8 protein-coding genes are annotated in these 11,729 nt (G+C 36.3%); 7 read left to right on the forward strand and 1 reads right to left on the reverse strand.

Annotated features, from left to right (window positions below; translation table 11 throughout):
* The first annotated feature begins 101 nt into the window (after positions 1 to 101).
* From leuS to cysI, 6 genes are all read left to right on the forward strand, one after another.
* Complete coding sequence (gene leuS / locus NSQ18_RS12205) at positions 102 to 2,513, forward strand: leucine--tRNA ligase (RefSeq protein ID WP_339288200.1); 2,412 nt, start codon at positions 102 to 104, stop codon at positions 2,511 to 2,513.
* A gap of 460 nt (positions 2,514 to 2,973) precedes the next feature.
* The gene (gene cobA / locus NSQ18_RS12210; RefSeq protein ID WP_016837050.1) at positions 2,974 to 3,741 is read left to right on the forward strand and encodes a uroporphyrinogen-III C-methyltransferase; all 768 of its coding nucleotides are present in this window, start codon (positions 2,974 to 2,976) and stop codon (positions 3,739 to 3,741) included.
* Positions 3,742 to 3,750: 9 nt separating this feature from the next.
* Positions 3,751 to 4,503, forward strand: coding sequence for a sirohydrochlorin chelatase (locus NSQ18_RS12215; protein WP_339288201.1), 753 nt, complete (start codon positions 3,751 to 3,753; stop codon positions 4,501 to 4,503).
* 1 nt (position 4,504) lies between these two features.
* Positions 4,505 to 4,651, forward strand: coding sequence for a YezD family protein (locus NSQ18_RS12220; protein ID WP_016837052.1), 147 nt, complete (start codon positions 4,505 to 4,507; stop codon positions 4,649 to 4,651).
* Between the two features lie 31 nt (positions 4,652 to 4,682).
* Positions 4,683 to 6,479: an assimilatory sulfite reductase (NADPH) flavoprotein subunit gene (locus NSQ18_RS12225; RefSeq protein ID WP_339288203.1), complete on the forward strand. Its 1,797-nt coding sequence runs from the start codon at positions 4,683 to 4,685 to the stop codon at positions 6,477 to 6,479.
* Positions 6,469 to 8,223 (forward strand): assimilatory sulfite reductase (NADPH) hemoprotein subunit, encoded by a 1,755-nt coding sequence (gene cysI / locus NSQ18_RS12230; RefSeq protein ID WP_096551618.1) that lies wholly within the window; start codon positions 6,469 to 6,471, stop codon positions 8,221 to 8,223. Before NSQ18_RS12225 ends, cysI begins: the two co-directional genes overlap by 11 nt.
* A 94-nt stretch (positions 8,224 to 8,317) precedes the next feature.
* Here the strand turns inward: cysI and NSQ18_RS12235 are convergent, their stop codons facing one another.
* Entirely contained in the window at positions 8,318 to 9,568 is a 1,251-nt protein-coding gene (locus NSQ18_RS12235; protein WP_339288205.1) for an NAD(P)/FAD-dependent oxidoreductase, read from the reverse strand.
* Positions 9,569 to 9,857: 289 nt separating this feature from the next.
* Between NSQ18_RS12235 and asnB the strand changes: the two genes are divergently transcribed.
* Complete coding sequence (asnB, locus tag NSQ18_RS12240) at positions 9,858 to 11,711, forward strand: asparagine synthase (glutamine-hydrolyzing) (RefSeq protein ID WP_339288207.1); 1,854 nt, start codon at positions 9,858 to 9,860, stop codon at positions 11,709 to 11,711.
* Positions 11,712 to 11,729 lie beyond the last annotated feature (18 nt).

The following is an 11,729-nucleotide window of genomic DNA, read 5'->3' on the forward strand; positions in this document are numbered from 1 at the left end:
TTAATTCTACCACTTTTAGGATAATATACGGATAGGCAATTTATTGTTTCACGTATGTAGTAAAAAAGGTTGCAATAAATTAGGTCAAGGAGGAAGTACCCGTGAGTTACAATCATCGAGAAATTGAGAAGAAATGGCAGACGTATTGGGCGCAAAATAAAACCTTTAAAACATTAAACGATAATTCGAAACCTAAATTTTACGCATTGGACATGTTCCCTTATCCATCTGGATCAGGTTTGCATGTAGGTCACCCAGAAGGCTATACAGCGACAGATATATTATCTCGTTATAAACGCATGCAAGGTTATGATGTCCTTCATCCAATGGGATGGGATGCGTTTGGACTCCCTGCTGAGCAATATGCATTAGATACAGGTAACGATCCTGCCGAGTTCACTCAACAAAATATCGAGAACTTCAAACGTCAAATTCAAGAATTAGGATTTTCATATGACTGGGATCGGGAAATCAATACAACAGATCCAGAATATTATAAATGGACACAATGGATTTTTATTCAATTATATAAACATGGATTAGCATACATTGATGAGGTACCTGTAAACTGGTGTCCAGCTCTTGGTACTGTGCTTGCCAATGAAGAAGTTATTGATGGTAAATCAGAACGCGGAGGGCATCCGGTAATACGTAAACCAATGAAACAGTGGATGCTAAAAATTACAGCATACGCTGACCGCTTATTGGAAGATTTAGATGAGTTGGATTGGCCTGAAAGCATTAAAGAAATGCAACGAAATTGGATTGGCCGTTCAGAAGGTGCTGAAGTTACATTTACTGTACAAGGTACTGACAAACAATTCCGTGTGTTCACAACACGTCCTGACACATTGTTCGGAGCGACATATTGTGTTCTTGCACCGGAACATGATTTAGTAAAAGAAATTACGACTCCTGAACAAAAAGAACAAGTGGATGCTTATATTGAACAAGTACAATCTAAATCTGATTTAGAACGTACAGATTTAGCAAAAGAAAAAACAGGTGTATTTACTGGTGCATATGCCATTAACCCTGTTAACGGAAAAGCTATTCCAATTTGGATTGCGGACTATGTGCTTTCTTCATATGGAACAGGTGCTATTATGGCAGTACCTGCACACGACGAGAGAGACTATGAATTTGCGAAAAAGTTCAATTTACCAATCATTCCTGTTTTAGAAGGCGGAAATATAGAAGAAGCGTTTACTGGAGATGGACCACATATCAACTCCGATTTCCTAAATGGTTTAGGAAAAGAAGATGCAATTAAGAAAGCCATCGAGTGGTTGGAAGAAAAAGGCGTAGGAGAAAGAAAAGTATCTTATCGTCTGCGTGATTGGTTATTTAGCCGTCAACGTTATTGGGGCGAGCCAATTCCGATTATCCATTGGGAAGATGGCACAATGACAACAGTACCTGAGGAAGAGTTACCTCTCCGCTTGCCTAAAACAAACGATATTCGCCCAAGTGGTACAGGAGAATCTCCACTAGCAAATATTGAAGATTGGGTAAATGTCGTAGATCCGAAAACAGGTAAGAAAGGTCGTCGTGAAACTAATACAATGCCTCAATGGGCAGGGTCCAGCTGGTATTTCTTGCGCTATATCGACCCAAATAACAAAGAAAAACTTGCGGATGAAGAGCTTTTAAAACGCTGGTTGCCAGTAGATATTTACATTGGTGGTGCGGAACATGCTGTTCTTCACTTGCTATACGCTCGCTTCTGGCATAAATTCTTATACGATATTGGCGTTGTTCCAACGAAAGAACCATTCCAAAAATTATTCAACCAAGGAATGATTTTAGGAGAAAATAATGAAAAAATGTCTAAATCAAGAGGTAACGTTGTAAACCCTGACGACATTGTGCGAAGCCATGGTGCAGACACGTTGAGACTTTATGAAATGTTCATGGGTCCTCTAGATGCTTCTGTTGCATGGTCTACGAAGGGGCTAGATGGAGCAAGACGTTTCTTAGATCGAATTTGGAGACTATTTGTAAACGAAGATGGGACACTTTCTAATAAAATTCAAGAGTCCGATGATAAAACGTTGGAAAAAGTTTATCATCAAACAGTAAAGAAAGTGTCTGAAGACTACGATCACTTACATTTCAATACAGCAATTTCTCAACTAATGGTGTTCATCAATGAATGTTATAAAGTAGAAGTAGTACCAAAAGAGTATGCAGAAGGCTTTGTAAAAATGCTTTCTCCAATTGCACCACATATTGGTGAAGAACTTTGGTCAATTTTAGGCCATGAGGATACAATTACATATGAACCTTGGCCAACTTATGATGAATCAAAACTCGTTGATGATGAAGTAGAAATTGTAGTTCAAGTTAACGGGAAAGTCCGCTCAAAAGTGAAAGTAGCGAAAGATGCATCAAAAGAACAATTAGAAGAAATTGCAAAAGAAGACGAAAAAGTGAAAGAACTTGTTGAAGGAAAAGAAATTGTTAAAGTGATTACCATTCCAGGAAAACTTGTCAATATTGTTGTGAAATAAAAAGCATTTGTTGAAAACAATGGCTCAAAAGTAAGAAACCTTTTGAGTCATTGTTATTTTTTATGTAAATAATTCTTACTAAATTTATAGAATTATAAAAAATTCTATTGACTTATTAAGTTTGTGACCTTATTATTTATACCAAATTACTATGGATTAAAGTGCTGACTAGAAAACTAGAGGCCGTAATATTCTCCGGATGAACATAAAGACACGAGTACTTGTGTTCAAGGGGATATTATGGTCTTTTTGTTAATGCATGTTTTTATATTGGTTCTAATTGGTTTGGCTGTTTTGAAAAAACTGATTCATTATGCTTAATTTAGAAAAAAGTATTGAAATGGTATAGGGTATTTCGTAATATATAAAAAACATAAAACTTAGTTGTTTTATAAGAATTCAAGGTTTTTAGTATTCATGATTATCATTGTATATTTCAGGAAAAACGTGAGGGAACAAAATGGGAAAAGTATATATTGTAGGGGCTGGTCCTGGCAGTGTCGATTTAATAACGGTAAAAGGTTTGAGATGTATTCAACAAGCAGATGTTATTTTGTACGACCGTCTTGTATCAAAAGAGTTGCTTACTTATGCGAAACCAAACGCTGAACTAATCTTTGTCGGAAAGTTACCAAAATTACATAATGTCATACAAGAAAGAATAAACCAATTGCTTGTACACCATGCAAAAAGAGGGAAAATTGTTACAAGGTTGAAAGGTGGAGACCCTTTCGTATTTGGGCGTGGGGCAGAAGAAGCAGAGGTCTTGAGGGAAGCGGGCATTCCGTTTGAAATTGTGCCAGGCATTACCTCTGGTATTGCTGCACCTGCATATGCTGGAATTCCTGTAACTCATAGAGATTTTGGTTCGACCTTTGCAATTATTACTGGTCATATGAGAGAGGGAAAAGACGAAGGAATTGATTGGAAAGGTTTATCAGAATCAGTCGATACGTTAGCAATTTATATGGGTATTGGTAATTTGCCATACATTACAGAGCAATTGTTGAAATATAAGCGAAATCCAACTATTCCTGTAGCTTTAATTGAATGGGGAACTACGAGCCATCAAAGAGTTGTTACGGGTACGTTAGAAACGATTGTAAGCATCGCTAGTGAAGAGAAAATAAAAAATCCTTCAATGATTATAGTAGGAGAAGTTGTGAAAATGCGTGAAAAGATTGCGTGGTTTGAAGAATGTCAGTCGACTTTACGTGAAACTGTGTAAACAGGAGGGATGAAATTGCAAGCATTGTTGTATGTTGCTCATGGTAGCCGAGTAAAAGAGGGTGTAAAAGAAGCGATTCAGTTTATTAAAACAGTAAAATCCTATATCGATGTTGGCATTCAAGAATATTGTTTTTTAGAACTGGCAGAACCATCGATTTTAAAAGGAATAGAGCAATGTGTTTCGAAAGGAGCAACATGCATTACAGTAATCCCACTATTATTGCTTTCTGCAAATCATGCAAAAATCGATATTCCATCTGAAATCGAACAAGCAAAAAGACGATATCCTTTTGTTACCTTTACGATTGGAAAGCCTCTCGGCGTTCATGAAAAGCTTATTCATAGTTTACACAGCCGAGTAATGGAACAAAGTCCAGTAGACCCAAAGGAAACGGAGATTTTGTTGATTGGGAGGGGAAGCAGTGATCCAAGTGTACAGAAGGAACTAGGAGAAATTGCAAAACTCCTTCAACAAACATACGAATATGCAAAAGTTGATATTTGCTTTTTGTATGGTAACGGACCTTCCTTCGACGAAAAATTAATGAAATTAAATGAAAGCAAAAATCGGGTATTCATAATTCCTTATTTATTATTTACGGGGTTATTAAAATTAGGCATTGAGAAAAGGGTAGCGAAACAAGGATTTTTGAAAGAACAAGTGGTGTTGTGTGAATGTTTAGGTTATGACGACAATGTGCGTCAAGTTTTCATTGAGAGAATTGAAGAATCACTAAATTCATTTGTAGGGAGTGATTGAAATGGATAAAAAACAACAAAATTTTGAGAAGGCAATGGAAAGCATTAAAAAAATGATTAGCACAATGAATTACGGTTCAATCACTTTAATTGTTCAAGATAATTTTATTATTCAAATCGAAAAAAACGAAAAGATTCGATTGAAGTAAGAAAAGAATTTATTTTATCGAGGTGTGCAGAGTGTTAGAAGTCATCAATAGTCCATTTAATGAAAAACAAGTAAAGCAGTTAAATGAAGTGTTAGCAACGTTAACTCCCCAACAAAAAATTTGGTTAACTGGATATTTAACTGCAAGTGCGAACATTGGCGTTATAGAGGCTCCTAGAGAAATGACTCAACAAGCCGTTGCATCTTCCCCAATTCAAAAACATGTGACAATCCTTTATGCCAGTCAGTCTGGAAACGCACAAAAACTTGCAGAAAAGTTTGGCGACCAACTTCAACAGATAGGTTTAGAAGTTTCGGTTTCATCAATGAGTGATTATAAAACGAATGCATTGAAAAAAGCTCAATATTTACTGATTGTAGCAAGTACCCACGGCGAAGGAGAGCCACCAGATAACGCGATTGCTTTCCACAGCTTTTTACATGGAAAACGAGCGCCAAAATTAGATCATGTACAATACGCTGTACTTGCATTAGGCGACTCTAGCTATGAATATTTCTGTCAAACTGGTAAAGATTTTGATATTCAGCTAGAAAAACTAGGGGCAAAACGCCTAGTGGATCGGGTTGATTGTGATGTTGATTATGCAGAACAAGCAGAAAAGTGGTTTGGAGAAGTAAAGGAGAAATTGCATAGTGAATTTACACAATTTACTCCTTCTGAACAAGAAGCAGCAGCGACTGTATTACAAGAAGAGACGGAATATTCTCGCAAAAATCCTTTTGTTGCAGAAATCATTGAAAAGATTAATTTAAACGGGCAAGGTTCCAATAAAGAAACAATCCATCTGGAACTTTCTCTTGAAAATTCAGGAATTGCTTTTGAACCAGGGGATTGTTTAGCTATCATCCCGATTAACAATCAAACACTTGTGAACTCTTTAATTTCTGCATTAGGATTTGAGGCAAGCACAAAAGTCGATGTGGATGGAACATCTGTTACACTTGAAGAAGCGTTATTAAAGACATTTGAAATAACACTTTTAACAAAGCCGTTGATGAATAAAATCGCAGAGTATACGGAAAATAAAGATTTCCATGCATTAATCGAAAATCAGGAAACTTTAAAACAATTTATGAATGGTCGAGATTTATTAGATGTTGTGGAACAATTTGGACCATTTAATTGGGATGCCCAAGGTTTCATCAACTGTTTGCGTAAAATTCCTGCCCGACAATATTCCATTTCAAGCAGCTTATTAGCATATCCTGAAGAAGCCCATGTCACAATCGGTGTTGTTCGTTATGAAGTAGATGGTAGAGAAAGACTAGGTGTTTGCTCGACATATGTTGCCGATCAATTAGAAGTGGGAGATCAAGTACAAGTATATGTTCAGAAAAATCCAAACTTTAAACTTGTAGATGATGATACACCTATCATTATGATTGGTCCAGGAACAGGTGTAGCTCCTTTTCGCGCATTTGTTCAAGAGCGAGAAGAGCGCGGTGCTAGTGGAGAAAACTGGTTGTTCTTTGGAGATCAACATTTCGTAACAGATTTCCTATATCAAAGGGAATGGTTAAACTGGCTTAAATCTGGAGTGTTGACGAAACTTGATGTTGCTTTTTCTCGAGATCAAGAGGAAAAAGTATATGTACAACATAAAATGCTTAAGCATGCAAAAGAATTGTATGCATGGTTAGAAAAAGGGGCAGCTGTTTACGTCTGCGGTGATAAAAACATGGCAAAAGATGTGCAAGAGACGTTGCTCCGAATTATTCAACAGGAAGGCAACAAGTCGGAAGAAGATGCAATGGAATATTTAGAAGAATTGCGTAAGCAAAAACGTTATCAGCGGGATGTTTACTAAGGAGGAAGCAAACGTGACAAAAAAAATTGTGTTACCACCCCAAGAGGGAAAACCTAGTGATGTAGAGGAGATTAAGCAAGCAAGTAACTATTTGCGTGGAACATTGGCTGAATCTTTTCAAGATGAAGTTACATCCGGTATTCCTGATTGGGATAATCGATTATTAAAATTCCATGGAAGTTATTTGCAAGATGACAGGGATCAAAGGGTAGAAAGGGAACGTAAAAAATTAGAGCCGGCATACCAATTTATGGTGCGTTTGCGTATGCCAGCTGGAGTTGCAAAACCAAATCAATGGATAAAATTAGATGAACTGGCTGATAAATATGGAAACGGTTCAATCAAAATTACAACACGACAAACAATCCAATTCCATGGAATTTTAAAATGGAATATGAAAAAACATTTACAAGAGTTAAATAGTATTTTGCTTGATACAATTGCTGCATGTGGAGACGTAAATCGCAACGTCATGTGTAATGCAAATCCTTATCAATCTAAACTGCATCAAGAAGTATCTGATTACGCAGCAAAAATCAGCCAACATTTATTGCCTCGAACAAACGCTTATTATGAAATCTGGTTAGATCATGAAAAAGTTGTAGATACGCATGAGGAACAAGAACCTATTTACGGTGCTCTTTATTTACCACGTAAATTTAAAATTGGTATCGCTGTTCCACCTGCTAATGATGTAGATGTCTTTTCTCAAGATATCGGCTTAATTGCCATTGTTGAAAATGATGAATTGGTTGGTTTCAATGTGGCAATCGGTGGAGGAATGGGAATGACTCATGGGGATACAAACACTTATCCTCAGTTAGCGAGAATTATAGGATATGTTTCGAAAGATAAAATCGTTGATGTTTGTGAAAAAATTATGACTGTACAGCGAGACTACGGTAATCGTTCAGTACGTAAATATGCTCGCTTCAAATACACCATCGATCGACTTGGTTTAGAAAATGTGAAGAAAGAAATCGAAAAACGATTAGGATATGAATTTGAAGAAGCTCGTGACTTCCGTTTTGAACACACGGGCGATCGTTATGGTTGGGTTAAAGGGGAAGATGGTAAATATCATTTCACATTATTTATTCAAAATGGCCGTGTCCGCGATTTTGAAAATTATCCATTAAAAACCGCATTACGAGAAATTGCTGAAATTCATAAAGGTGAGTTTCGCTTTACAGGAAATCAAAATTTAGTCATTGCCAATGTAAGCCCAAGATCGAAAAAAAACATTGATAAAATCATTGAAAAATATCAATTAACGGAAAGTGACAATTACTCAGCTCTACGCAGAAATTCGATCGCTTGTGTTGCATTGCCAACTTGCGGATTGGCGATGGCTGAGTCTGAGCGGTATTTACCTACCCTTATTCAAAAAATTGAACCAATTTTAAAAGAATACGGCTTATTTGATCAAGATATTGTGATTCGGATGTCTGGCTGTCCGAATGGTTGTTCTAGAGCAGCTATGGCTGAAATTGGATTCATCGGAAAAGGTCCTGGAAAATACAATTTACATTTAGGAGGAAGTTTCCAAGGTACTCGACTTGCTAAATTGTATAAAGAAAATATAGGAGAAGAAGAAATATTAGCTACTTTAAGGCCGATTTTTGAACATTATGCAAATGAGCGGCTTGAAGGAGAGTATTTCGGAGATTTCGTCATCCGTGCTGGATATGTAGATGCAGTTACGGATGGAAGAGAATTCCATAAAGAGAAAACAAACGCATAAACATATTTTTCATTTCATTCTTCTGCCATGTCGAAAAGGGAATTAAGTAAAAAATTCTCTCCTGTTCGATAAGACATGGCAGAAGCAATGAAATTTATTTTCCTGCATTCATTCCTGCAATACGTCCTGTTACAAGAGCACTTGTAATATTATAGCCTCCCGTATAACCATGAATATCTAAAATTTCACCACAAAAATATAATCCCTTCTTTTTCTTCGAGGCCATCGTTTTAGGATCAATTTCCTTAATGGACACACCACCACCAGTAACAAATGCTTTTTCTAAAGGCAGCGTACCATGGACATCCATTGTAAACGATACAAGCTCATGAGCTAATTTTCGTATATGTTCTTGTGAAATTTCTGCGCAAGATTTTGAAGCATCGATATTTGCTCTTTCAAGTAAAAATAATAGCCATCTCTCAGGAGCTAACGGTTTTAATAAATTTTTTATCGATTTTTTCGGTTCCTTTTTTAGAAGTTGATTTAAGTATTGGAAACAAGTTTCTTCATTATAGTTGGTTAAGGTTTGTATACGAATTTGAACAGGTGCACCACTATTTTTCTTTAATTCTTTCACAACAAATTGGCTACACCGCAATATGGCTGGTCCACTTATCCCAAAGTGAGTAAAGAGCATGTCCATTTGATGAGTAATAATGGGTTTTCCTTTTTTATTTAATACGGAAACCGCTACATCTCTTAATGATAAACCTTGCAAGTCCCGAGATTGAATAAAAGGCTCCTTCGATATAATCGGCACCTCTGTCGGGAATAATTCTGTAACTGTATGACCTGCTCGTTCTGCCCAAGGATATCCATCTCCAGTCGAACCAGTTTGAGGAACCGCTTTGCCGCCAACTGCCACGATTACTGTTTTTGAACGAATTTCAGAACCATCTTGTAGACGAACCCCTAAAACTTTTTCATCATCCATTAATATTTTGCTGACAGAAGTTTGTAATCGTATTTCTACGTTCAAACGTTTTAATTCACGCGTCAAGGCATCAACCACATCTTGTGCTCGGTTGGAGACAGGAAACATGCGCCCGTGATCTTCTTCCTTAAGCGGTACACCTAATCTTTCAAAAAATTGTATGATATCTTCGTTGTTAAAAATGGAAAAGGCGCTATAAAGAAAACGACCATTTCCCGGTATATGTTTAATGATTTCCTCAACAGGTAATCGGTTGGTAACATTGCAGCGACCGCCGCCTGAAATCGCAAGTTTTTTTCCAAGTTTATTTCCTTTTTCAATTAGCAATACTTTTTTCTTTTGTTCACCAGCCGCTATAGCAGCCATTAAACCGGATGGACCGCCTCCGATTACAATACAGTCGTACATAAGAAAATCTCTCTTTCATTTAGATTTTTTCATTTCATATTATACACGCTGGATGGATGAAAATATAAATCTTTTGGAATTGTAAAAAGGAATAGCATTTGGAAAAAATATAAGTAGCAAGTCCATATAGAAAAATTATCTAGAAATTGTCTAGCTTTGTCGAGTTTAGTACAATTGAGAAGATTCATTGAATCTTAAGTAGAATCGTTTTATAATCATAATTCGGTATGATTACGGAGCAATTTCTGATAAAATAATTTTGTTATGCAGAAAGTTGAGGCGAAAAGTAATGTGTGGATTTATTGGATATATACATGGAACGGAGAAAATAGACCATCACCAAACAATTGAAAAAATGATGGATACAATTATACATCGTGGACCAGACAGCGGAGGCATACATATTGATGAAAAAGTTTCCCTAGGATTTCGTCGTCTAAGCATCATCGATTTAACTGATGCAGCAAATCAGCCTCTCTATAGTGAGGATGGAAGCATCGTTTTGGTTTTTAACGGGGAAATTTATAATTTCCAACAATTGCGGGAAGAGCTAATTAATAAAGGCTATCAATTTAAAACAAAGTCAGACAGCGAAGTACTGATTTATAGTTACATGGAATATGGTGAAGAGTTTGTAAAACAACTGCGCGGTATGTTTGCCTTTTGTATTTGGGATAAAAACCGCAATCAAATGATGATAGCCCGCGATGGTTTTGGAATTAAGCCGTTATATTATACAAAAAATACAAAAGATAATACGTTCATTTTCGGATCTGAAATTAAATCATTTTTGCCCCATCCTTCATTTATTAAAGAATTAAATAAAGATGCTTTACGTCCGTACTTAACATTCCAATATTCATCTATGGACGAAACGTTCTTTAAAGGAGTTTATAAATTACGACCTGCCCACTACATGATTATTAAAGAGGGCAAAATCGTAAAAATGGAAAAATATTGGGATAAAAAATACCATGCGAAAGATGGCACGTTGGAACATTATGTTGAAGAAATCCAAAAAACAGTGAAAGAATCAGTTGAGGCCCACAAAATAAGTGATGTGAAAGTTGGTTCCTTTTTATCTGGAGGGATTGATTCCAGTTACGTAACTTCATTATTGCGCCCGAATACATCTTTCTCTGTTGGATTTAAAAATTACGAAAAAATGTTCAACGAAACGGATCATGCAAAAGAATTATCCGATATTCTCAATATCGAAAATAAACGCACATATGTATCTGCTGATGATGTATTTGAAAAACTGCCTACCATTCAATGGCATATGGATGAACCACAATCCAACCCTTCATCTGTACCGCTTTATTTCCTTTGTGAATTAGCGAGTAAAGATGTAACGGTTGTTTTATCTGGGGAAGGAGCAGACGAGATTTTCGGAGGTTATGAATGGTACCAACCTTCGAAGCGAATGGAAACCTATGAAAAAATTCCGTTCGGCTTAAGAAAAATCATTGGAGCTATTGCAAAGAAACTTCCGAAAAATAAATATACGAACTTCTTAATAAAAGGTGGACAAACAATCGAAGAACGCTTCATTGGGGAAGCAGTTGTGTGGGATGAAGAAGATGCCTTAAACGTATTAAAACCAGCTTATCGTACTGGCCCTAGTGTTCATTCAATAACAAAACCGATTTACGATGAAGTACCATATGAAGATGACGTAACGAAAATGCAATATTTAGATTTAAATCTTTGGTTGCCGGGAGATATTTTACTGAAAGCAGATAAGATGAGTATGGCTCATTCTTTGGAACTGCGCGTACCGTTTTTAGATAAAAAAGTGATGGAATTAGCAAAAAACATTCCTACAAATTATCGTGTGAATGAAAAAGATACAAAATTTGCATTAAGACTTGCTGCTTTAAAAGAGCTTCCTGAAGAATGGGCAAAGCGTCCAAAGCTCGGTTTCCCTGTTCCAATTCGCCATTGGCTTCGAGAAGAGAAGTATTATAATATGGTCAAAGAAGCTTTTCAATCTGATTATGCGAAGGAATTTTTTGATACGAATCAATTAATGAAATATTTAGATGAGCATTACCATAATAAAGTAAATCGCGCAAGATACATTTGGACAGTGTATGTTTTCCTTGTATGGTATAAGCGTTTCTTTATTGATGAGAAATAAAAATGAATTGTTCATGAG

The organism is Ureibacillus sp. FSL K6-0786 (assembly GCF_037965165.1).
In the GTDB taxonomy this organism is placed as follows: domain Bacteria; phylum Bacillota; class Bacilli; order Bacillales_A; family Planococcaceae; genus Ureibacillus; species Ureibacillus thermosphaericus.